The 24,414-nt window shown below is 44.7% G+C and carries 15 protein-coding genes; 11 read left to right on the top strand and 4 right to left on the bottom strand.

Translation table 11 applies throughout. From position 1 onward, the window contains the following. Positions 1–37 precede the first annotated feature (37 nt). Positions 38–1,114: a Gfo/Idh/MocA family protein gene (locus A8708_RS04460; RefSeq protein ID WP_068662315.1), complete on the top strand. Its 1,077-nt coding sequence runs from the start codon at positions 38–40 to the stop codon at positions 1,112–1,114. After that, the gene (locus tag A8708_RS04455) at positions 1,107–3,683 is read left to right on the top strand and encodes a glycoside hydrolase family 2 protein (protein ID WP_167355849.1); all 2,577 of its coding nucleotides are present in this window, start codon (positions 1,107–1,109) and stop codon (positions 3,681–3,683) included. The genes A8708_RS04460 and A8708_RS04455 overlap by 8 nt, the downstream gene beginning before the upstream one ends. Before the next feature lie 87 nt (positions 3,684–3,770). Here A8708_RS04455 and A8708_RS04450 read toward each other — a convergent pair whose 3' ends face one another. Next, positions 3,771–4,601, bottom strand: a complete 831-nt coding sequence (locus A8708_RS04450) for a helix-turn-helix transcriptional regulator (protein WP_068662314.1) — start codon at positions 4,599–4,601, stop codon at positions 3,771–3,773. Between the two features lie 142 nt (positions 4,602–4,743). Between A8708_RS04450 and A8708_RS04445 the strand changes: the two genes are divergently transcribed. From A8708_RS04445 to A8708_RS04410, 8 genes are all read left to right on the top strand, one after another. Next, complete coding sequence (locus A8708_RS04445) at positions 4,744–6,759, top strand: beta-galactosidase (RefSeq protein ID WP_068662313.1); 2,016 nt, start codon at positions 4,744–4,746, stop codon at positions 6,757–6,759. A gap of 243 nt (positions 6,760–7,002) precedes the next feature. Further along, positions 7,003–9,810 (top strand): glycoside hydrolase family 2 TIM barrel-domain containing protein, encoded by a 2,808-nt coding sequence (locus A8708_RS04440; RefSeq protein WP_068662312.1) that lies wholly within the window; start codon positions 7,003–7,005, stop codon positions 9,808–9,810. A 53-nt stretch (positions 9,811–9,863) separates the two neighbouring features. Further along, complete coding sequence (locus tag A8708_RS04435) at positions 9,864–12,404, top strand: beta-mannosidase (RefSeq protein ID WP_068662311.1); 2,541 nt, start codon at positions 9,864–9,866, stop codon at positions 12,402–12,404. 200 nt (positions 12,405–12,604) lie between these two features. After that, on the top strand, positions 12,605–13,498 hold the full coding sequence (locus A8708_RS04430; protein ID WP_068662310.1) for an ABC transporter permease: 894 nt from the start codon (positions 12,605–12,607) through the stop codon (positions 13,496–13,498). A gap of 3 nt (positions 13,499–13,501) precedes the next feature. Beyond that, entirely contained in the window at positions 13,502–14,395 is an 894-nt protein-coding gene (locus A8708_RS04425; protein ID WP_068662309.1) for a carbohydrate ABC transporter permease, read from the top strand. A 63-nt stretch (positions 14,396–14,458) separates the two neighbouring features. Beyond that, positions 14,459–16,129: a type 2 periplasmic-binding domain-containing protein gene (locus A8708_RS04420; protein WP_068662308.1), complete on the top strand. Its 1,671-nt coding sequence runs from the start codon at positions 14,459–14,461 to the stop codon at positions 16,127–16,129. Positions 16,130–16,287: 158 nt separating this feature from the next. Then, positions 16,288–18,072: a sensor histidine kinase gene (locus tag A8708_RS04415; RefSeq protein ID WP_239696534.1), complete on the top strand. Its 1,785-nt coding sequence runs from the start codon at positions 16,288–16,290 to the stop codon at positions 18,070–18,072. A gap of 3 nt (positions 18,073–18,075) precedes the next feature. Beyond that, on the top strand, positions 18,076–19,671 hold the full coding sequence (locus tag A8708_RS04410; protein WP_068662307.1) for a response regulator: 1,596 nt from the start codon (positions 18,076–18,078) through the stop codon (positions 19,669–19,671). Positions 19,672–19,987: 316 nt separating this feature from the next. On the opposite strand, the gene A8708_RS04405 is transcribed toward A8708_RS04410, so the two are convergent. The 3 genes from A8708_RS04405 to A8708_RS04395 are packed head-to-tail and all read right to left on the bottom strand — an operon-like array spanning position 19,988 to position 23,610. Beyond that, positions 19,988–21,559, bottom strand: coding sequence for a glycoside hydrolase family 32 protein (locus A8708_RS04405; protein ID WP_082927268.1), 1,572 nt, complete (start codon positions 21,557–21,559; stop codon positions 19,988–19,990). Between the two features lie 37 nt (positions 21,560–21,596). After that, positions 21,597–22,781 carry an acyl-CoA dehydrogenase family protein gene (locus tag A8708_RS04400; RefSeq protein WP_082927267.1) on the bottom strand — a complete coding sequence of 395 codons (1,185 nt, stop codon included), beginning with the start codon at positions 22,779–22,781 and terminating at the stop codon, positions 21,597–21,599. Beyond that, positions 22,753–23,610 (bottom strand): PIG-L deacetylase family protein, encoded by an 858-nt coding sequence (locus A8708_RS04395; protein ID WP_068662306.1) that lies wholly within the window; start codon positions 23,608–23,610, stop codon positions 22,753–22,755. The genes A8708_RS04400 and A8708_RS04395 overlap by 29 nt, the downstream gene beginning before the upstream one ends. Before the next feature lie 237 nt (positions 23,611–23,847). On the opposite strand from A8708_RS04395, the gene A8708_RS04390 reads away from it, so the two are divergent. Further along, the gene (locus A8708_RS04390) at positions 23,848–24,096 is read left to right on the top strand and encodes an acyl carrier protein (RefSeq protein WP_068662305.1); all 249 of its coding nucleotides are present in this window, start codon (positions 23,848–23,850) and stop codon (positions 24,094–24,096) included. The last annotated feature ends 318 nt before the right edge of the window (positions 24,097–24,414 follow it).

Raw genomic sequence — 24,414 nt, 5'->3', positions numbered from 1 at the left:
TTATGGGGAGGCACTTCATACCAACAAAGGAGATTGCATGGTGACTAAGATAAAAGTAGGTATTATCGGTTTAGGTGAGGTTGCGCAAATGGTTCATTTGCCAATTCTGGAGTCCCTGTCTGAGCTTTATGAGATTGAAGCCATATGTGATATTTCACCCCAGCTGTTAGCTAAGATTGGTGAGAAATATCGTGTGAAACACATGTATTTACACATGTCTGATATGTTGGAACAGTCTGCTCTTGATGCTGTTTTTGTACTAAATAATATGGAATATCATACGGAATGTACAATTGCAGCGTTGAACAAGAACATACACGTATTTGTAGAGAAGCCCATGTGCATTACCCAAGGTGAGGCTCATGCGATTATTCAGGCGCGTGACGCGTCTGGTGCACATGTCATGGTAGGCTATATGCGACGTTTTGCTCCTGCCTACCTGCGGGCTCTCGAAGAAGTAAAGACGCTGGGACCGATTATATATGCACGCGTGCGGGATATCATTGGCCCCAATCAATTTTTCACGCGTCAATCCAGCCCTATTTATCGTTTCAATGATATCCCGGCTGAAGCTATGCAGGATCGCAAAGAGCGGAACGCCAGACTAATGAGAGAGGCGATTGGCGATGTGCCAGATGAGATGTATGGCGCCTATGGCTTGTTGCTGGGACTCAACAGTCATGATATTTCGGCGATGAGAGAGTTGATTGGCTTGCCGATCCGGGTTAAAGCAGCCTCCTCATGGCTGGGGGGCAGATTCAAGAATGCAATCTTTGAATATGAAGGTTTTAACGTGACCTTTGAGACCGGTGTTGATCAACAAGGCAGATTTGATGGGCATATCGAGGTGTTTGGGGAGAATAAATCTATCCTTGTCCAATACGATACGCCATATATTAGACAGTTGCCAACGACGCTGCAGATTAGTGAGACCATTGGAGACAGCTTCGATCAATCTACTGTTCGGCCGACCTACAAGGACGCTTATGTGTATGAGTTGGAATATTTCCACGAAGTCGTTTCGAAGGGGATGCCACCCAAGACGACACCAGAGGATTACTTGCAGGATCTCCTTATTTTTCAAATGGTGATGGATGCCATACAGCATGAATAAACGGGAGCATATGGGGAATACAATGAAACTTCAACTAAACGAAGATTGGCAACTAACGTGGGAGCCGCTTTATCGTCAGGCTGCCGATTACTTTCAAGTTAAGCATAAAAGGCAGAATTGGCTGCAGTCCGATTTGCCCTGTGATGTGCATATGCCGCTCATAGCGGAAGGGATTATCATGGAGCCGCTCGTTGCGGATCAGTGCTTTGCGAGTGAATGGATCGAGGAACGCTCGTGGTGGTTTAAGAAGACTTTGATCTTAACGGATGATCAACTGCAGGCAGACCAAATTATTCTTCGATTCGAATCCTTGGATGTAGAAGCAGATATCTGGTTGAATGATGCTCATCTGGGCCATCATCGCAGTGCTTTTTATCCATTTGCGTGTGATGTGAAAGGGAAGTTGCAGCAAGGAGCTAATCAACTCTTTGTGCGCGTTACTTCGGGATTGGAGCTCTATTCGGAAAGCGATCTTGCGCTAATCCGTGAGGCTAAAGTGGTGTATAAGAATGAGCAGATTGGGCATAGAGGTGACCATCGCCGTGGCATGCTGAGAAAACCGCAATACGTATTTGGCTGGGATTGGGGACCGCGCGTTGTGACGTGCGGGATCATGGGTGAAGTGAGTATGGAATTCCTCCAAAGTTTCCAAATTCGCGACATTCATGTCACAACTACAAGCTTGGATGCTGTCAGCCAAACGGCACATTTACAGTTTCAAGTAGAGTTAGAGAATCTGCATCCTTTTCAAACCTTAGAAACAGAGCTAAATCTGGAACTGCTATATCAGGGCAAGGTAGTGCAGCTTATTCACAAAGATTGTTGTCTTCGTTCTGGGCTGAACTATATCGCAATGCTGATGGAAGTGCCTGACCCTAAGTTATGGTGGCCCAATGGAATGGGCGATCAGCCAATGTATACCGTTCAGGCAACGCTCCAGACGACAACGCAGGTAGTGGAATACCCTTCCTTTTCATATGGGATACGGACATTGCACTTGAACATGGATAAAATCCCAGAGCATCAGGATGAACGTTCGTTCACTTTTGAAATTAACGGCGTGTCTGTCTTTAGTAAAGGAGGAAACTGGGTTCCTGCGGATGCTATTTATGCGCGGGTCACGGATGACACCTATGAAGTGCTGCTGCGTGAAGCGAAAGAGGCCAATTTCAATATGCTGCGTGTGTGGGGCGGGGGCATTTATGAGAGGGATATCTTCTACGAGAAATGTGACCAGTACGGGATTCTCATTTGGCAAGATTTCATGTTCGCCTGTGCGAAATATCCAGATCACTTAGCTTGGTTTCGGGACGAAGTAGAGCGGGAGATCGATTATCAAACTCGTCGGCTTCGCAATCACTGTTCCCTTGCGCTTTGGTGCGGCAACAATGAGAATCATTGGGGTTTTGAGGAATGGTGGAATGAGACACAAGCTGCCGATTTCTATGGGGGAGCCCTCTGTTACAATGACATCGCGCCACGCCTTGTCCAGCAGAACTGCCCGGCTATTCCCTATTGGAATAGCTCGCCATACGGGGGGGCCCATCCGAATGGCAACCAATCGGGCGACACGCATCATTGGAATGATTGCATGATGCATGCCGATATGGATAAGCGAATTACACCCGAGGAATATGACAAGGTGAGCGCTAAGTTTGTCTCGGAGTTTGGGTATATCGGACCCTGCCGGAAAAGTTCCACGGAGATGTACCATAATGGTGTACCGCTTGATCACAAGAGCAAGTTATGGCAGCTTCATACGAATTTTTTCGAAAGGGATGCGGTACTCGCCGGAATTAACAAGCATTATGTGGCGACCGAACAATTGAGTACCGACGATTATTTGCTATACGCGGGCATATGTCAGGGTGTCATGCTAGAGTATTCACTTGAGGCTATACGGTCTAAATTGTTTTGTTCCGGGGCCTTGTTCTGGATGTACAATGATTGTTGGGGTGAGGTAGGCTGGTCGATCATTGATTATTACCTAACCCGTAAAATCTCTTATTATTTTGTAAAACGGGCGTTAGCACCGGTTAAGCTGATTTTGCGCGAACAGGGTGGGGTGACACAGCTCACGGCGATAAATGAAACTAACTCAACTATTCGAGAAGTCCTAGAATACGGCTTTGCCTACTATAATGGAAGCGGGAGGCAAGCAACTGAGGTAGAAGTTGAACTCGCTCCCTTCTCGCGAGAAGTCGTTTTGCAGTGGGCAACACCGACGTATCCTCCGAACGAGGCGTGTATTTTCGTCAGAGCGCTAAGTGAATCAAGTGAAATAATCCCAGCAGTGATACACAACGAAGTGTTTCGCGAGCGCATTTTACCGCATCCACAAGTAAGCGTGTCCAACATCCAAGCCTGTGGAGCTGGGCAGATTCGCTGCACGGTTTCAAGTGAAACCTATGCGCATGGCGTACATTTTGGGTTGGACGAAACGATTCAGTTGAGTGACGAGTATTTCGACTTGCTCCCAGGTGAGAAGCGTGATATTACGATACGACACAGGGAGATTGCCCTCACCATGGATCAAATTGTGCCTCGAGGAATCATAGTAAATCATTGAGGTTGCGGGTGGTGTACCACTGGGTGCTGATCCGGAATGTGGATCATGATCAGTTCGTTTCCAGTGTGCACCACTCCCCAATCCAATTTATCCCCTTCTTAACCGTCGAAACTGTTCCGGCGTCATGTTCTCGGATTTGCGGAACCGTTGGATATAATAGGCACTACTTGAGAAGCCGACCTTCTCCGATACATCCTTAACAGTCAGTTCGGTGGACACCAACAATATTTTTGATTGCAGAATGCGGCAATCGGTCAAGAACTCGATCGGTGTTTGACCGATGAGTAGATGGAATTGTCTACTGAAGTGGGAGACGCTGTAGCCAGCCCTCGCCGCCATCAGTTCCAGTGTGAGGAACTCCTCGCTGTGCAATCGGATCCATTCCGAGGCAGCAATGATAGTGTTTCGCTTTCCGTTACCCGACATCACTTGTGAGTTCCCTGCATGGTTTGCAAGCTCAGCTATCATTTCGTAGAGCAGCGCCGACAGGCGGACCTCGCCTATTTCTAGAGAAGGACCATACAAGAGTAAATCACTCCAAAGATCGTCTAATCTTTCCGCATCTCTCCAAGAAAACGTCCAAACCTCTTGCCCCCCTTTGCCGTGCAGTATCTCGTCAATTCCTTCGCCTTGAAAATGTACCCATCGAATATCCCAAGGATTCTCACTATCCGCATAATAGATCTGTTCGACACCAGGACCATAAAGAAAACCGGATCCAGCATGGAGAGTTATGGTATCGTCACCAATTTTTAAATAACCTGTACCACTACGGACAATGTGCCAATTATATGACCTGAATTGCCCGATTCCCCTGTTCTCGCTATGAGAGGGGTCATTGTAGTAATGTCCGAATGACTCAGGATAACATACGAATCGCTTAAACCGGGGCTGTGCAATAAAATGGTTGATTCTCATGTTTCCCTCCATATTTAGCATAATATTGATATGATGATCAAAATATTAGGATTTACCATACTTTTGACGGTATCTATAATAAGTCTATTAAGATGAAAATAAGCATAATAACAACATATCTATTTGAAGAGGGGAATTCAAGATGTATTTTGGCGTAGACTATTACCCAGAGCATTGGCCGGAGGCGCGTTGGTCGATCGACGCGAAGATGATGAGGGAAGCTCATATTAATATCGTAAGGTTAGCGGAATTTGCTTGGGCGAAGATGGAACCTGAGGAGGGAACCTACGATTTTACGTGGTTGGATCGTTCCATCGAGGTATTTAGTAAGGAGAAGATCAAGATCGTTTTAGGAACACCAACAGCTGCAGCTCCCAAATGGTTGATGGATAAGTATCCCGATATGTATCCCAAGGACGTATATGGACTAACCAAAGGATTCGGGACGAGAAGGCATTACTGTCTAAATCACCCTGTTTACCGCCATTACTCCAAGCAAATCGCACGTGCTATGGCTGAACACTACAAAGATAACGGAAATATCGTCGCCTGGCAGATTGACAATGAGTTTGGCGGAGCCTGTTATTGCCAAAGCGATTTACATGCATTCCGAATTTGGCTTCGCAAGAAGTATGGAACGATAGATAAGCTGAACCAAGAATGGGGTGCGATCTTCTGGAGCCAGACTTATCGAACGTGGGAAGAAATTATCCTACCTGTCTACTCGTCCAGCGACGGCTTCAGCCAAAGTGGAGGTGGAGGTAACGGGATGTCAACTCCGTTTAATCATAATCCAGGTTTGCAGCTCGACTATCAGCGCTTTTTCTCTGATGCCACAGCTGACTATCAACGACTACAAATCGAGGAAATTCGCGCCTTCAGCTCTTTGCCGATCACGCACAATCTGATGGGTCACTTCAACGAACTGAATTATTTCGACTTGGGCAAAGATCTCGACTTCATCAGTTGGGATAACTATCCGAACAATATGTGGGCCAAATCCAAGCCAACGAATACCGCTATGGCGCATGATCTCATGCGAGGTATCAAGAACAGCAACTTCTGGATGATGGAGCAGCAAAGTGGACCTTGCGGATGGCATTCGATGGGGGATACGCCTGAACCAGGACAAGTACGCTTATGGACATATCAAGCGATCGCACATGGAGCCGAAGCCATGGTTTACTTCCGCTGGCGGGCTTGTACCGTAGGTATCGAACAGTACTGGCATGGTATTCTCGATCACGATGGTCTCGGTCGCAGACGGTACAGGGAAGTTAAGCAAATCGGACAAGAACTCAAGATGCTATCGAGTCTCTTTGTAGATGCGAAGAACGCTAGCCCCGTGGCACTTATTAAAAGCTATGACAATGTATGGAGCCATCGTGCCCAACCCCACAACCACAAATTCACTTATGGCGGACTGCTTGATTCCTATTACAAGGCTGTTGCTAACCAGCATATCGGTATGGACGTAACTAGCGTGGAGAACGACTTTACTCCCTATAAACTTGTTATAATGCCGGCCTTTAACCTCATGACGGAAGAAATCTCAGATAAGTGCAAGACTTATGTGAAGAATGGAGGATCATTGCTTATCACGTTCCGTTCAGGCACCAGGACCTGGAATAATCAGATCACCACCTTGACGTTTCCAGGATTATTCCGCGAATTAGCAGGTGTTGAGCTTGAGGAATTCGATTCCATTAACTTCGGCCGAACCGTCACAATTGACGGCTCGTTCGGTGAAGGCACGTCATCAACATGGTGCGACGTGCTGAAGCTTACCGGTGCAGAGGCGCTGGCTGATTATGATAGCCATTACTATAAAGGCACACCAGCCGTGACTGTGAACACCTTTGGGAAGGGCCGAGTCTATTATGTTGCTTGCGACTTGAACGATGAGGCTATGAGTAGTCTGATGGGCCTCATCGTTCAACGTGAGCAGATATCGACTTGCTTACCTAAGTCGTACGAAGGAGTAGAAGCTTTAGAAAGATCTAAGGATGGGCAATCGTATCTTATGGTACTAAACCATCAGAATGCAGAAGTCACAGTGGAGCTTAACGGCTCCTACCGCGATGCGTTAAGTGAGACGGATGTTCATAACCAAATCGTTCTCGCGCCTTATGCAGCGCATGTACTACTGAAGATATAATTCCTATACAAACACCTCTCCTAAGTCAACGCTTAGATAACTAGGAGGGTGTTTGTTTTGTTATGCATTTATTTTGGACTATTTCAATAATTTAGGAAATAAATTGTGGTTTTATACGTTAACTTCTTCTCAAATCGATAGAAATCTGATCGTTGTTACATATCACGTTAACGGAACCCTATGTACAATAGTGGTATAAAGAAGAGTTTTGTATCATTATTTGCAGGGAGATGTGGATTTCACATGTTGGATAAGATAGGTTTGGAAGGAAACTGGAAGCTGCAGTTGGATAAGCATAAGCAAGGGCTACAATTACCATATGAAGATTCGATTGAATTGCCTAATACGACGTCTAATGCCCGAAAAGGAGAGAAACTCGATAGCATTCAGATCGGGGCTCTAACAGATGAATATGCGTTTGAAGGGAGCGCTTGGTACGCCAGGGAAGTTGAAATTCCAGAAGAGTTTGGCGGAAAAACCTGCGTTCTATTTCTTGAACGAACAAGGATAACAACCCTCTGGATCGATGGGCGGGAGATTGGAACGCAGAACAGCTTGAGTACGCCACATCGCTATGAGCTTCATGATGGCCTTAGCGCGGGCAGACATGAAATTATACTACGAGTGGACAATACCGGGTACCCGAGCAAAGGCGGACATCTCACTTCCGGCGATACGCAAACCAATTGGAACGGAATTACCGGCCGGATTGAGCTGCAGTTTTACGGTGAAGCTTTCATGAATAACGTGCGAATTTATCCCGATCTTCCGAAGCGCTCATTCAAGATTACCGGGAACATAGTCGGAGATTGGGCCAAGACGGCATTGACCATCACAGCGGAAAGTTTCAATGGGGAAATAAAACATGAGGCACCAGTGCAGCTTTTTGAGCTATCCTCTAACGTTGTCTCAGTGAACTATGAGCTAGGGGAGAACGCCTTACTGTGGAGTGACGCGCAGCCGAACCTGTATACCTTGAACATTCGTTTGAAAAGAGAAAGTGGAGAAGTACTGGATGTGCAAGAGTTAATCGCGGGATTACGGGAATTTAAGACGAACAGGGACAAATTCACGATTAACGGGGCGAATACACTCCTGCGCGGAAAACACGATGGCTTAATCTTCCCGCTTACCGGATATGCACCTACTGAAGTAGATGAATGGCTAAGGATTATGGGCATTTCAAAATCGTACGGGATCAATCACTACCGGTTCCATACCTGCTGTCCGCCCGAAGCCGCATTTATTGCTGCAGATATACTCGGCATCTACATGGCACCCGAGCTGCCATTCTGGGGAACCGTCACCGATGAAACCTATGAGAAACATGATCAGGTTGAGCAGGATTATTTGATCAGCGAAGGGTATGCCATGCTGGAAGCTTACGGGAATCATCCTTCCTTCGTCATCATGTCACTTGGGAATGAACTTTGGGGCAGTAAAGTAAGGCTCGATGATATTTTAAAAGCTTATAAATTAATCGATGATCGCCATTTGTATACGCAGGGATCCAATAACTTTCAGTTTGCTCCGGACATTTTGACAAACGATGATTTCTTTTGCGGTGTGAGGTTCTCGAAAGACCGACTGATCAGGGGGTCTTATGCGATGTGTGACAGTCCTCAGGGACATATTCAGACGGACCGGCCTAACACGATGAAGGATTATGACGACATGATCGTGCCTCAACAGATTTCTTTCAATGACATGGAGAACGGCAGCGGAGCCACCATTCAAATCCAGTACGGCACCGGGGTCAAGACGGTAGAGGCGAATAATACGGGTAGTGAACTCATTCCTCAGGTTCCAGTCATTTCTCATGAGATTGGCCAGTTTGCCATGTATCCTAATTTCGAGGAGATCAGTAAATACAAAGGATCCCTGAAGGCTAAGAATTTTGAGGAGTTTCGGAATAGACTTGAAGCGAAAGGCCTTGGTCATCTGGCAGAAAAGTATTTTTATTGCTCTGGAAAACTGGCAGTTGAGTGTTATAAGGAAGAACTGGAAGCCGCATTCCGCTCGAAGCGTCTTGCGGGTTTTCAGCTTCTGGATATTCAGGACTTCAGCGGACAAGGGACAGCGTTGGTCGGTATTCTGGATGCCTTTATGGATTCCAAAGGACTTATCACCCCTGAAGAGTGGCGCAGCTTCTGTGGGGATGCCGTTCTGCTAGCCCGGTTTGAGAAGTACAACTATCAATCAGGCGAAGTACTCCAAGCTCAAGTCGAACTTAGCTATTATCGTGATCATTCACCTAATGGGTTGATTATGCAATGGGAATTGCGAGATGGTGTCACCCTAATTGGCGAAGGTGAAGCCATTATTTCGGTGAAATCAAGCGATAATTATATTGAAATTTGCGAGATTCGCATGCAGCTTCCAAGCGTAACGAGTATGACGAAAGTAACTCTTCATCTGAAGGTTGATCAAGCAGGCTTGAGCAAAACCTATGATTTCTGGATTTATCCTGAAAATGCCGTGCTTGATGTTTCAGATATTCATTTGTTCCATTCGCTTGATGAGAAAGCGGTCACATTGCTTGAGAAGGGCGAGAATGTGCTGCTTCTTGCTAAACCGGACGGATTAAGCGGGACGGTTCCTGGCACATATTGTACCGACTTCTGGTGTTATCCGATGTTTCGTTCCATTTCCGAAAGTATGAATAAACCTGTACCTGTCGGGACAATGGGGCTAATGATTGACAAAGATCATGCCCTTTTTAATCATTTTCTTACAGAAGAATACACGACGTATCCTTGGTGGGAGATCGTTACTCACTCTAGCTCTGTTATTCTGGACGATTTACCGCAATCTTTGCAGCCTATTGTCCAAACAATCGATAATTTTGAGCGCAATCATAAACTGGGCTTGTTATTTGAAGCGCGTGTTTTAAACGGAAGTGTTTTGATGTGCGCAATAGATTACGAGAATATCGTAGCTACGCTTGAAGGCAGACAGTTACTGTTTAGCATGATTAGTTATCTGAAATCAGAAACTTTTGCTCCTCAGACAGAGATTAATCTTGATCAATTGCAAGCTATTTTTTCATAATTAAAGATCTAATTGAGATCATGTTCTGAGTTGGACAACACATTGGAGGAACTATGAACAACAAACATTTTGTAGTAAGCAACTGGAAATTCAAGGCGTGCGATGAGACCGATTGGATGCCAGCTCAGGTTCCCGGTACCGTGCATACCGATCTATTAAGAAACGGCAGTATCGCCGATCCGTTCTACGGGATAAATGAACACGAGCAGCAGTGGATCGACAAAGTAGATTGGGAGTACGAAAGCACCTTTGAATTGGAGAATGCCTGGTCGGATCTACCGGTGATCGAAATCGTGTTCGAGGGATTGGATACGTACGCTGACGTTACATTGAACGGGAATCACGTGCTTTCGGCCGATAATATGTTCCGTGTATGGAGGGCAGATGTCAAGCCACTGCTGCGTCCAGGTTTGAATACATTGACTGTACGGTTTCGTTCACCAATAGCTGAAGATTTACCAAAGCTGGAGAAGCTAGGCTACAGCCTGCCTGCTGCGAATGATCAGTCCGAGCTTGGTGGTTTAGGTGATCATCGTCTTAGCGTATTTGCCCGCAAAGCACCCTATCATTACGGCTGGGATTGGGGGCCGCGCTTTGTGACAAGCGGCATCTGGCGTGAGGTTCGCTTGGAGGGCTGTGCGGGTCCAGTTATACGCGATCTTTACATTCGTCAGGACCGTATCAGTCTTGAAGCAGCAGAGCTGACGGCCATACTAGAGGTAGAAGCAGTTGAATCTTGGTCAGGCCATCTGCGTGTATCTACGGGTGAGCAAGTGTTGGCAAAGGGAATTACGCTTGAGCCAGGTGTACAAGAAGTGGCGATAGAAGTGAAGATCCCTGAGCCCGCATTGTGGTGGTGCCGGGGGCTGGGCGAACCGAATATGTATGAATTTAACGCGGAGCTAGTTGGTGAGGATGGCCGTATCCATGTGGTTACGGTGAAAACTGGACTGAGGGATATTAAGCTGATTCAGGAAAAGGATGAAGCTGGAGCTTCTTTTCGCTTCGAACTGAATGGGATCCCATTTTTCGCCAAAGGGGCTAACCATATTCCTAACGATAGCTTCCTGACTGAGGTGACGGCGGAGCGTTATCGTCACGAAATTGCTTCAGCAGCCGAAAGCGGCATGAATATGTTGCGGGTATGGGGCGGAGGTATATACGAGCAAGACATTTTCTATGATTTATGCGATGAATATGGCATTCTGGTTTGGCAGGATTTTATGTTCGCTTGCAGCATGTATCCTGGGGATGAAGCTTTCCTCAAGAATGTTGCCCTTGAAGCTGAGCATAATATTAAGCGATTGCGCCGCCATCCCTGCATTGCGCTATGGTGCGGCAATAATGAAATTGATTCAGCTTGGTCGAATTATGTGGAGAATAAAGGCTGGGGCTGGAAGCGAAACTACACAGCGGAGCAGCGTGAACAAATATGGGCAGACTATGAGTCGGTGTTCCATGATATCTTGCCAAAAGCCGTGGCACGACTGGCGGCCGATGTGGCGTATTGGTCATCCTCGCCTATGCGCGGTCTTACGGGAGATGAGAACCAGCATGCCTTTAGCTTATCCGGCGAAGGTGATATCCACTACTGGGGCGTGTGGCATGCTTCAGAACCGTTCGCTAACTACAATACGCATATCGGTCGGTTTATGAGTGAATACGGATTCCAGTCGTTCCCTGAGCTGGATTCCGTGTTGAAGTATGCACCAGAAAGTGAGCTGGCGCTGGAATCTGATATCATGATGGCCCATCAGAAAAATGGGCGTGGCAACCAGTTGATCAAGGAATACATGGACATGTACTTACCTATGCCTAAGGACTTCAAATCGTTCCTGTATATGAGTCAGGTACTCCAAGCGGAAGCAATCCGTATTGCAATTGAAGCGCATCGCCGGAACAAGCCCTATTGTATGGGCACGCTGTACTGGCAGATGAACGATTGCTGGCCGGTCGCTTCCTGGGCTGGCATCGACTACTACGGACGCTGGAAAGCGCTGCAATATGCGGTTCGCAGAAGCTTCCGGGACGTCATATTGGCGATACACGAAATGGCAGATCGTTCGATTGCCGTTAATCTCGTTTCGGATAAGAGAGAACGGGTAATGGGTTCGCTATGTATATCTCTGTATGACATTCAGGGAGGTCTAATTAAAGAGGAGACACTTCAGGTTGAATTGGCAGCGGATTCGGTGACTGAAGCGACGGTACTGAACCGAGAGCAGTGGCTCCAAGGCTGCGATCCACAGCAGGTTGTTCTGCAAGCTGTATTTCATGTTGATGGAAATTTGGTAGACAGCAAACCTTACTATTTTGTCTCTGCGAAGGAGATTGTCCTTCCATTGACGCAGATCTCGGTGCAGGAGGTTTCAGGCAGCGGTGGCACTCGTTATACGCTGCAGAGCAGCGTGTTGGCTCGGCAAGTTTGGATCTCTGCAGAGGTGGAAGGGATTTTCTCTGACAACTATTTGGATCTAATCCCAGGAATACCGGTCACGGTGGAGTTTCAACAGCGCAGCTACGGCGTGGGAGAGGCTTTTACCCCAGGAAACCCCGGCAAGCTGACGGTACAATCAATGGCTGATTTTGTGTAGGTTGGCAGGTTAATACGCGAATCCTCGTAGTTTGTTCTTACAAACAGAAGAAGATATCTTCCATATTGGTTGATGTCTTCTTTTAAGGATGATAGCGCTTTCTTAAAACATCATATGAAATCGATAGAAATCTAATCGTTGTTACATGTTAAGTTCTCCCCTTCCCAAGTAGAATAATGATATAGAAAAGGAGGGAGCATATGATTTCAACGTTATATAAATATCGCTGGCAATATATGATGATTTTACCAGCAGTCGTGTTGCTGTTTCTATTTAATTATATCCCTATGGCCGGTATTCAAATTGCCTTTAGAGACTTTAAAATAGGCTCTTCTGTTTGGGGAAGTAGTTGGGTTGGCTTGGACAATTTTTCATTTTTTACTGAGCCTCAATTTTGGAAAGTGGTTCAAAACACGCTTTACATTTCGGTTTTGAAATTTGTTTTCGGATTTCCTATGCCAATTCTGCTCGCTCTCATGATCAATGAGGTTAAAAATTCGACTTTTAAGAGGTTTGTGCAGTCGGTTAGCTACCTGCCTCACTTCTTCTCTTGGATCGTCGTAGCTTATATCCTGCAATCATTCCTTACGTTAGATGGCGGGCTTGCGAACGATTTGATCGGACGGTTAGGAGGAGATCCCATTTTCTTCCTTGGTTCTACAGAATGGTTCCGCCCTATGATCGTTTCAAGTGGATTGTGGAAAGAGGTTGGTTGGAATACAATTCTCTATTTAGCGGCAATCACGACGATAGATCCTCAACTCTACGAAGCGGCAAAAGTTGAAGGAGCGGGCAAACTCGCTCAAATACGACACATTACGCTGCCGGGTATGTTGCCAACGATATCAATCGTGTTGATATTAAGCATTCCGAGTTTAATCAATGTTGGCATGGATCAGATTTATCCGATGATGAATTCCGCGAATCAAGATGTGGCGGATGTTCTTGATACTTACGTACTTCGTAATGGACTTAAACAAGGCTATTTCGGCATGGCAACCGCTGTTGGTTTAATCTCATCAGTCATTAGCCTGCTGCTTGTCGTAGCTACGAACTCGGCATCCAAGAAACTAAACGACGAGGGGCTGTGGTAACACATGAAATCAAATGGGTTTGAACGTGTGGGACAAGCTTTTATTGTTGTCTTGCTACTGGTATTATGCGTGTCAATCATTTATCCATTCCTATACATGCTGGCAATTTCTCTTAATACCGGGGCAGATGCAGCAAAGGGAGGGGTGTATCTTTGGCCCCGTTCGTTCACTTGGATCAACTACGAAATCGTACTAGGTAATTCAGTCATTCGACATGCTTATCTGATTACTATTTCAAGAACAGTTTTAGGCACGGTAGGCGGATTGGCTGTTACCATGTTAGCCGCTTACGGGTTATCCTATAAACAACTTCCATTTCGGAATGGCATTCTAATGTATGTACTTCTCACAATGTTGTTTAGCGGGGGATTAATACCTTACTATATTCAATTGTATAATCTCGGACTAACGAATACCTTCTGGGTCTATGTTATCCCTGGTCTATTCTCCGCATGGAATATGTTCGTCATGCAGAAATTCATACAGGGCATTCCCGAAGCATTGATAGAATCAGCCGAATTAGACGGTGCGGGACCGTTCCGTATTCTCTTTCAAATTATCGTTCCGCTTTCAAAGCCAATGTTAGCCGCGTTAGGACTTTTTACGGCTGTAGGGCATTGGAATGATTGGTTTTCAGGTGCTTTTTATGTTAGCAAACAGAATTTGATCCCGGTTCAGACATTCTTGCAGCAACTACTAACTGCCCAAGATTTGTCAGCCGTTATGAGTTCAAATCAAAACCAAGAAGCGCTTGCACGAAGCTCCTTGAGCAACATTACACTCATGTCGATCAAAATGGCCACGGTTATGATCAGCGCACTTCCGATTCTAGCTGTTTACCCTTTCCTGCAGAAATACTTTGTCAAAGGTGTAATGGTCGGTTCAGTCAAGGGATAACTCCAGGGTATTAGGCATTCTATATATACCAGCTAAGTTAGTGAAAAAAAGGGAGGCATAAAAATGAAAATGAAATCAGGTGGGTTAAAAAGTTCTATGTTGCTGGGGTTGGTTGCCACGTTGGGTATTACGGCGGGGTGTTCAGATAGCAGCAGTACTGGACAAAGTAGTACATCACCGGCTAAGGAAACTTCTAAAACAGCTGCTGCAGCTAACTTTAAGCTTTGGCTGGGTTGGACAGCAACAGTTAATAATGATAGCTGGGTACAAAAATATTGGAAAACGGAAGAACCTAAAGTTGATGTTCAAATTGAAGCAACACAAGGGGATGCCGTTACCGCACTTAATCTAAAGCTGAGTACTGGCGGTTTCGATGATGCAGCTATTTTTGAGAGAAAACAAGTAGTTAATGATGCTATGAAGCGCTCCAATGTGATTCAACCGCTCGAGAAATACTTTAGTATGCCAGATAAGTATCCCAATTTGGCAGCAATTCCAAAAGTATATCTGGATCAGATGAAGGATGGGGATGGACATATTTGGTCACTTCCTTCTTTCTTTGATGTGAATCCGACAGATCCATGGCCAGGTTGGTCCTCCAATGCGTGGTTCATTCGCAAGGATGTTCTTGAGAAAGTAGGAATGAAAGTAGCAGATCTCTCAACACTTCAAGGCATCGAAACTTATTTGGAGAAGGCTTCGCAATTAAAGGATGAGTCAGGAAAGCCGCTTCTACCAATGGGGATTCTTACAGATAAGAATGAAGAGAATGCTGTGCTTGCCGCGTTCGGCGTGACCGTCGCTTCAGCAGGTGGTGTTACGCAAGTTAAAAAAGACGGCAGCAATTTTATTTTTAAGTATGACAACCCAGGGTTTAAGGCTGCTTATAAATGGATGAATAGTTTATACAAGAAAAATCTCATAGATCCAGAAGCACTGACTGATAAAGGTGAAAGATATGTCGAGAAGAACAAAAGCGGCCGTTATGCAATGAATGTTGGAAGCTTTTGGAATTTGAACAGCTCACTTTGGGAACAACTTGATGGCCCAACAGCACCGGGCTGGTTCTATGAACCAATTCCTTTCCCTAAAGTTGATGGCGTTAGCCAGCTTGGTTATACTCAGATTATTAACCCATATCCGCAATACGATACGTATATTAGTAAAAGTACGAAGAACCTAGATGCTATTCTATCATTCTACAACTATACGTTAACACCGAAACCAGAGATGAACATGGTCATTAACGAAGGACCTGCAGGTAAGTATTGGAATTGGGTCGATCAACCACTTGGTAAATGGAAATTTACAGACCCGCAATACAAAGAACTGCGCAACTCAGGCGATAATGCCAAAAAAGCACAAGTGACACCAGAGCTGTATTCAACATCAACGTTTAGCAATAAATGGTATGCATGGTGGACATCAGAGAATATCCATGCCGGTGGAGCTAAGACCGGAGAGTTTTCCCAACAAATCTCGAAAATGGGTACTACCCGAGTTGCAGAAAGTTATGACATGGTGAAGGCGAAGACAGGAGGGGCTTGGGAAAAGTATGCTCCAGAATTAGATTCGGTATATAAAGAATATCGGGCTAAGCTGTTGATGGCTAAAGACGATGCACAATTCGAAAAAGCTTGGACTGATTTCACTGCAGCACTCGAGAAACGTGGACACTGGAGTGAGCTTAAGCAGGAATGGAACGAACAGTACAACGGGATGAACAAGAAGTAAGCATACATGCCAATAGGTTGCTACAGACCTATACGCGAAGCAGCAGAATCATGTAAACTGAAATCAACGCATAAAGCGGAGCAGCCCATTCTAGGTGGGCGCTCCCTTTTGTAGTTTCTAACGTGTACTATTTTGGCTGAACAATAGGAGAATGCCTAGTGCGACACTGGATTGAAAGATATATTATTCATTTGACCCGTACAATGAATCTTCGCCGTAAATTCGTCGTTTTTTACGGATTGGTTGTATTTATTCCTACAGTCATTTTGGGATTAGGTGCAGGTTACCTGGCTCTTCAGAACGTCAGGGCGAACTATATGCTTACTATTAATGAAGCCATTCGACAGACGACACAGAGTGTTGGATTCCGAAAGCAAAGCTATGATCTCCTTGTAAACCGGACAGGAACAGACGGAGAATTGATCTCAAGATTAGCACGTACCTACGAGAATTGGTCGGAAAGGATTGAGTCGGTGAACTATGTCGACCGATCATTTCAAGTTATGAGCCGTTATTTGCCAGGGATCGACGATTTTACAATTTATCATGTTAATCCAACGCTTGTTGAAGATGGAAGACTTCTGCGAAAGCCCGCTCATCGTCCATTTACTGGGGGTGATGAAGGGGTATGGTATGAAAGTGTAATGGCATCACCTATCTCCTTGCAATGGTCAGAAGTACCAGGGGAGAACACAAAGTTGGTCGTTTCGAGAAAAATAACGAATACTAGTGGCTATGCCTTTGGTGCGATCTATATGCTTTTGGATTATGGAAGCGTATTCGGTGAATTAATGGATCGTCCCTTTAACGGTGCTGGGAGCCTATACCTCTTGGACGAGCATAATCGCATTGTTGCGGCCTCCAACCGAGGGATGATTGGCCAAGACGTTGCAAATACGACTATATCTAAATTCTGGGAGAATATTGGAGATAACGATAGCATTACTTATGAAGGCAATTATTTTGCAGTCCGACATTTGAACGGTGAATGGAAAGTTGCAGCGCTAGTCCAGATGCGCCAATTGGAGAAACAATCCTCCATTATTGTGTACAGTATCGTGGCAATTACCATCTTCTTTCTGTTACTTTCTTTGTTCCTTGTCATGATTGTGTTTAAGAATATTGTGATACGAATTCGTAAATTAGGTACCAGGATGAGTAATATCGCTGAGGGCGATTTCAATGTCTGGCTTGAGAATCGGAACAGAGACGAACTCGGTGACCTCGAGATCATGTTTAATCAGATGGCAGGTAGACTTGGAAACTTAATTGAACTACTAAGCAGTGCAAAGTTAAAAGAGAAAGAGTCATCGTTTCAGGCTCTTCAAGCGCAGATCAATCCTCATTTTATTTATAATTCGCTCAGTTTGCTTCAGTGGCGAGCGCTTGATCAGGGAGATAAAGTTCAAGTGGAAGCAATTGAAGCATTGACAACTTTTTACAGATTTGCACTGAATAATAAGTCTAATATTACGTTTATCAAGAATGAGCTTGAGCATGTACGTGCTTATTTGGACATTCAACAGCTCAGGTATCCGGAACGTGTCCGTATTGAATGGGAGATAGAGGAGGAAGTGTTAGAGCTCTATTCCATAAAGCTTATTTTGCAGCCCATCGTTGAAAATTCTTATATCCATGGGCGCATATTTACACGTCCGGATGCATGTATTTCTATTTCAATTAAGCGATATCATCATATGATTCATTTCCAAGTGAGAGACAATGGCAGCGGTATAGAACCGGCTACATTGGCACGTATCCACAATGGTGAACAAGCAGGCAAAGGAAATGGGTACGGTTTGTTAAATATAAGTGAACGGCTTTCTTTATATTTTGGCAATAAAGGCAAGTTTGAGATCGAGAGCACACTTGGTGTAGGAACGGTAGTCACAATCCAATTGCCTGTCTACGCGGAAAAACCAACTATTCGATGGGAGGGATGATAATTGCTGCAGGCATTAATCGTAGATGACGAGCCAACACAGATTCAAGGACTAATTCGACATATCGATTGGGCGAGTTTGGGTTATACGCTGCCATTTAGCGCTGAAACAGGCGAAATGGCTATTCCTATTCTTGAAAGCAATAAAATAGATGTACTAATCACGGATATTTCCATGCCAGGTATGAATGGAATCGAACTCGCTGGCGTAGCAAAATCCATACATTCAGAAATTCAGATTCTCATCATCAGCGGGTATAATGAATTCGAATTCGCACAGGATGCCATTGAAGTCGGGGCTCATGGATATGTATTAAAGCCCCTTAAATTAAGCGAAATCGAGCGAAAACTTAACATATTTCGTCAAACACTTGAGAACGTGAAGCAAATCAATGAACAGACGCTGCATCTTAAATCCGTCGTATTGGAGAGTCAGGTGTTACTAAAGGAATCTTTTGTTCTTGAGTTGCTTGCTGATGAGCCGATTGAAGAGGATACGCTAACATCGTGGTTGCATCTTCTTGAACTACCGAGTGTGACCGATCGAATTCTGTTAATCATAGCCTCACTCGATCATCAGAATAGTCAGAGTCGTGATGTCAAAAGTAAACTATTGCTCAGTTCAGTACTTCAGCAATCGATTTCTGTTTCGTTAAATGAAATGGGGTTCGTTTTGGTTGCGCCGTTGAAATCTGAAGGAGTCGCTGGTATTTTATTAAATCCATCTACCGATACAAGGATGAACCTCGATAAACAGATGGGTTTCGTTCAAGACTATATGCGAAATACGTATCAAGTCTCGGTCACGATTGGTGTCAGTCGGGAAGGGCGTCAATGGACTGAGGTGGGACAGCTATACCGAGAGATTAAGTATACTGTCGCTGATGCACGGCGAAGTGAGAACGGCTTACTTGTGCATGTCGGTAGTGAAGAACGAAAGGTATTTGAAAACTTTACGCAGCGTGAAACCATACTTCCCAATTTGCTTGCTCTCGCAGAAACTGACAATAAGGAGCAGTTAATGATCGAGGTAGGGAAGGTGTTCAATGAAATGGAGGGAAATGCCCACTCGTTCGGCTATATGCAATCATTTAGTGTCAGTTTGCTTGGGGAGCTTTCACGCAAAATGTGGGACGATGTGGAGGGGATTTCCCATCTCAGTAATCGTGCCTTGCACCGGCTATTGGAATGCCGAACAGCCCATTTACTTAAAGACATCGTCCTTGAATATATGGATTCTGCCTTCATCATCGCTCGGAAGGAACGCACGATACAGCAGCATCATCTCATCAATAATATCGCTACGTATATCGAAGAACAATTACCAACGAGCGTAACGGTTAAACAACTGTCGGATAAATTTCATATTAGCGCAGGACATTTAAGCGTCTTATTCAAGAAGGAAACAGGTCAGACCATTTCTGACTTCGTCAAGAGTTTGCGAATGAAAAAGGCTAAGGAATTGCTGCAGGACCCGAGCATAAAGATTTATGAAGTAACGGAGCGAGTGGGTTTTCAAACTCCCGCTTACTTTACATATCAATTTAAGAAGAACGTGGGCTGCACACCGCAGGAATATCGGGATCGTTATTATCAATGACACTTAGCATGCAATTGGATTGGGACAGTACAGTGCAGCTTTCCGAATGAATATAAAAATGAGAATCATGTGATCGCTGTGAAGGAGTGATGTATCCAGAGTATGACACAAGTGTTCGTGGATATGAGTACAAAATAACCGATAAACATGCAACATAAAAAGGACCGTCAGGATTGAACGAACTTTTGAAGTGACCCCAATTGTTAGACACAATCTAACAATTGGAGGTGCAGTTCAGATTGAACGAACTTTCTGACGGTTTTTCTTATCTATCTTGCGAAATTCGTTAAGGTTTAGTGATGAACTTAAAGGAGTCTTAAATAGGTTTGCTTTCCCAAATTCCGGTGATTTCATTGATTTGCAGGGAAATGACCTTAACTTCTCCCCCGAGTGCATACAGCTCAAGTCCTTGACTTTCGAAATCAGGAAAAATTAAATCTGTGATAACAATACTACCTTGATTAACGAATAATTCGATGTTCGATCCATCCAGATAAATAGTCAACTGAATCCGCTTGTTCTCAGACTTAAGCGGCGCTGTGTGTTTGGCTGCGAAATCCCTATGGAAATCCGATGAACCATGATTGGTTCGATCTAGGAACAATTCTTCCTTCACGACATCGTAGCCGATGACAGTTTCCTGACTGGAAGACTTACGAACCTTGAAACCGAATTCTGTCGCAGAACCTATTTCAAATTCCCCGATAATTTCAGCTTTAAGAGCGGTTGTTTCAGATAAGGGGTTGTCACCTGCGTTAACGGTCAATTCTGTCAGGTTTAATATTGGATTCCGCAACTTTCCTAACTCCGTTACTGGTTTTTGGATCATGCGAAGTCCTTCAGGATACGCTTTAAGCTGGATTTCCCGTGGGAGCGACATGTTTCCGCGCCACTCCAATGATGGCAATTCTTTGGCATAGCGCCAATTGTTCATCCAACCGATCCAGATTGCCCGCCCGTCTTCATGCGGAATTCCGTTCCAGGTGACTGCTGCATAGAAGTCTGATCCGAAATCAATCCATTGGATATCATCAATGGACTCGATGGCTTTATCCGGCACGAATGATTGACCGTCGAAGTGACCTATGAAATACATCATGCCTGAACCGCCTGCGGGCGGCTCAGGATCGTTCCCACTTTCCCCGTTAAGGTCCCCGACACTCAGAATCAGAACCCATTTTGTTTTGTTTGGATCATTGTCTACGGATATCTGGACGATATCAGGACATTCAAATACACCTCGATGAACGCCTGTTACCTTCGATCCAAACTCGCTTGCATAGCTCCATGATTTGAGATCTTTTGAAGTGAAGAACTCTACGCGATCTCTCGCGGCCAGCACCATTACCCATTTGGACGATTCTTCATGCCAGAATACTTTGGGATCGCGGAAGTCAGGTGTTTCACTCGCAGGAAACAGAACAGGATTTCCCTCGAACTTTGTCCATGTCCGTCCTTGATCTCTGCTATAGGCGAGGCTTTGTACTTGCGGTTTGCCAGGCTGAGCTTGATTCCCTTCATTCGTGTAAAAGGCAACAAGACCGGATCCTTCTTGATCAAAGAAGCCGCTTGTGTTGTTGATATCCACTACTGCACTGCCCGAGAAGATCGCTCCGTCCTTGTCAGGCGCTATAGCCGGTGGGAGTTCATTCCAATGAACTAAATCTTGGCTTACCGCATGGCCCCAATGCATGTGCGGGAAGTCGGGGCTGGTAGAGTTAACCGTGTATTGGTAGAAGAGGTGGTATTCACCTTTGAAGTAGACCAAGCCATTCGGATCATTCATCCAGTTTCTCTCAGGTGAGTAGTGATACTGGGGTCTGTATTTCTCTGTATAAGAACCAGTGAAAACCTCTTTTGTGATTTTGTTCTCTTTGGAAATGTACATGGTGTGTGTCTCCTTTGTTGTTGTGAAGTGTATGAGTTTAGAACCAGTTTTTCTCGAACAGGCTCAATTTTCCATTGGTAGTCAATAACAGGTCATTGCGATACATCAAGCGCGCTGATTTGAGATCGCGAAGGGTTCTCTCTAAGGGGATGGTTTCGTTTTTCGTATATCCGTATCCGACACCGGCCAAATTCACCATTTCATCAACGGCGTCATACAACATTTCTGACGCTAGTATTTTCAAATTATTGATTTGAATGCTGAAAGTATTGGTCTGTAAATTCACGGGATCATCAGAACGAATCCTATCGTACTGCCTGATCATCTCTTTCAGATAATGGTCCACGGTATCGAGTTTGATCCTGATTTTTCCTAATTTTTCGAAGAGTAGATCGGAATTCATGTTGAATTTCGAACGATTGGCCGGTCTTCTTATCACCGATGTCAGTTTCTCGAAGACTCCTTTGGCGGCCCCCAGCCAGCTGGAGGACAAAGCAATATGTCCAACAGGAACGATGGTCTGAAGCGCAATTTCTTTGAATCCGTTGTTGGATTTCAGAATATGGGCCTCTTCAAGCTGAGCTTCGATCTCCATGCCGATACTACCTGTACCGCGCATTCCCATACTGTTCCATGCCGAGGTATAGTCGATTTTGGCATTATTACGGTCCACAATCGCTACGACGACATCTTGATCACTATAATCAGTAATTCCGCCCATATAAATCAGAAATAAGTCCCCGTGCTGCCCGCCGGTCACGATCGGTGCCGTTCTTTGGAGAAGCCAGCCCTGATCTGTTTTTTGCAAGGGCGAGACGGATTTGAAGATGTTTTCATTTTTGTTCTGTTCGGTCGTGATGGAGGCGATGTAAGTCTGTTCGGAAGCTAACCTGAAAAGTAATTGTTGACGATATGAACCATGTAAGTGCTGGACTAGAAGGGCGACCTGTTGACAATGCATGCTCCAAATAACGCCGGTATTCAAGCAACTACTGGAGAGTATCTGCGCTATTTGAGACACCGTTTCCAAGGAACAGCCAGATCCGCCGTAGGCTTCAGGTACAAGAAGGGACATTAATCGTCGTTGCTTCAGCACATTCAGACTATGAACAGGAAACATGGCTTTCTCATCAGCTTCATGGGCATACATAGAAATTTCCTGAGCGACTTCCTTGGCACCTTCAATTAGCCGTTCATTTAAAGAACTGGGGGGAGTTATCATTGATTGTCCCGCTTTCTTTGGAAGTTAGGCTTACAGGATTGTAACTCGTATACAAGTTAAATCCATAACAAGGTTGGTGTTGGTCGAATCCCAGAGAGGCTCCAAGCATTTGTTTGAACATAGTGAACCGAGATGACCATAATAAGCGCTGCTGAGATTTATAAAGTTCAATCGCTCTTATTTTGGCTTTGAGGTGGTTCTTGGATAAACGGATTCGGTTAACTGAAAAACCGCATGCCAGATCGGCTCTCCAATCCTGGTCGAAACCGTAACTTTTGTACGGCAAGTCTTCGTAATAAGCGAGTTTGCTTGAGGTCGTGCCATGTACGGAATCCAACCAAACCTCAGCAGCTCTTCTAGTGATGCAATGATCCACATGTCGGCCAATACCCAGCGGGATATAGACTTGTGCATACTTATCCAGATCCAGCTGCGCAATCATTCGCGTTGTCACTTCTCGGATTACGGATAGCTCTGACTTTAAATCAACTCGAAATAGTTCTTCAAGTTTCTGATAGTGCGGAGTACCGTCAGGTTTCCTTCGGTAAATGCATTCCTCGACATTTAAATGGATACAATCGGCGCCAAGAGAGTTTGCAGCCGAAAGATCTTCTCTACGCCGTACATACATCACTTGAGATCCGATATTAAATTTTTTGTGGAGAATTTTCGCCAGCCAAGATAACGATGGATGCGAGTTCTCGGCAGTAAAAACGGTAGCGATAGTAACTGCGTTTCCTTCTTGAACTAACCAACACATATAATCCCCACAGGAAATGATAGCGTCATCCAAATGAGCCGACATAAATAAAAAATGGGATTTGCCCAACTAACCGACCTTCTTTTTACTCGGATTGTAAACAAATATAAATGCATATGAGTTAATTATAATGTTCATTTGCATATATAATATGTTTATTTGTAAATTATATCATAACTTTTCTGAATTTGAAGCCACTTTATCGAATATTTTTCTCCTTTTTGTGTATTGTAAAAATAATGCAATTTGTTATACTTGTGTTGAAATGAACATTTATTAATTTACAAAAGAGGAGTTGTGATTGTTATGTTTGAGAAAATAAAGGAAATTATTGTGAAAGTAAAAGAAGATAACACTGTGGCGGAAACGTTAACCCCAGCATCTGACTTGATCAATGAGGTTGGTCTCGATTCACTGCAAATGATCAGCTTTATTCTTCAAGTTGAGGAAGCTTTTCTCGTCGAAATTGATTATGAGGATTTTGATATGGCCCAAATGAAATCAGTTGAAACGTTTATGGTATTTCTCTCCAAGCTGGATGCGAATGTTGGATAAGATACTTTATGTCGGAAGTCTGGACTCTGAATCGCTCTGGAGAGATACAAGTTATAGCAAGCTGCCAGCAGTTCATGATGAGCAGCGATCTCGGATTGTGATGGCCATGGATGAATTAATGTTCCCCTTCTGCTCACATCGCGATGGATTATTTACCAGGTTTCCGATGGAAGATTCGCACAGGGCCTATTTGCACAAGCTTGGCTTTTCTTTTGATCATCGTTCCTGTGAGGATGCATCCGAAAGAGAGGATATGTTTTGTACATTAACCACTAATACTAACCTCAAGACATGGATTGCTAGTTTCAACAAACTCTC

Source organism: Paenibacillus oryzisoli (assembly GCF_001653565.1).
Taxonomy (GTDB): domain Bacteria; phylum Bacillota; class Bacilli; order Paenibacillales; family NBRC-103111; genus Paenibacillus_E; species Paenibacillus_E oryzisoli.
This window is presented reverse-complemented; position numbering and strand designations above follow the sequence as displayed.

What these genes read in the sequence shown, in the direction of transcription:
- A8708_RS04450 (WP_068662314.1), bottom strand. Translation starts at nt 4,601, where the DNA reads ATGAGAATCAACCATTTTATTGCACAGCCCCGGTTTAAGCGATTCGTA.
- A8708_RS04420 (WP_068662308.1), top strand. Translation starts at nt 14,459, where the DNA reads ATGAAAATGAAATCAGGTGGGTTAAAAAGTTCTATGTTGCTGGGGTTG.
- A8708_RS04460 (WP_068662315.1), top strand. Translation starts at nt 38, where the DNA reads ATGGTGACTAAGATAAAAGTAGGTATTATCGGTTTAGGTGAGGTTGCG.
- A8708_RS04455 (WP_167355849.1), top strand. Translation starts at nt 1,107, where the DNA reads ATGAATAAACGGGAGCATATGGGGAATACAATGAAACTTCAACTAAAC.
- A8708_RS04425 (WP_068662309.1), top strand. Translation starts at nt 13,502, where the DNA reads ATGAAATCAAATGGGTTTGAACGTGTGGGACAAGCTTTTATTGTTGTC.
- A8708_RS04400 (WP_082927267.1), bottom strand. Translation starts at nt 22,781, where the DNA reads ATGATAACTCCCCCCAGTTCTTTAAATGAACGGCTAATTGAAGGTGCC.
- A8708_RS04390 (WP_068662305.1), top strand. Translation starts at nt 23,848, where the DNA reads ATGTTTGAGAAAATAAAGGAAATTATTGTGAAAGTAAAAGAAGATAAC.
- A8708_RS04405 (WP_082927268.1), bottom strand. Translation starts at nt 21,559, where the DNA reads ATGTACATTTCCAAAGAGAACAAAATCACAAAAGAGGTTTTCACTGGT.
- A8708_RS04440 (WP_068662312.1), top strand. Translation starts at nt 7,003, where the DNA reads ATGTTGGATAAGATAGGTTTGGAAGGAAACTGGAAGCTGCAGTTGGAT.
- A8708_RS04435 (WP_068662311.1), top strand. Translation starts at nt 9,864, where the DNA reads ATGAACAACAAACATTTTGTAGTAAGCAACTGGAAATTCAAGGCGTGC.
- A8708_RS04445 (WP_068662313.1), top strand. Translation starts at nt 4,744, where the DNA reads ATGTATTTTGGCGTAGACTATTACCCAGAGCATTGGCCGGAGGCGCGT.
- A8708_RS04430 (WP_068662310.1), top strand. Translation starts at nt 12,605, where the DNA reads ATGATTTCAACGTTATATAAATATCGCTGGCAATATATGATGATTTTA.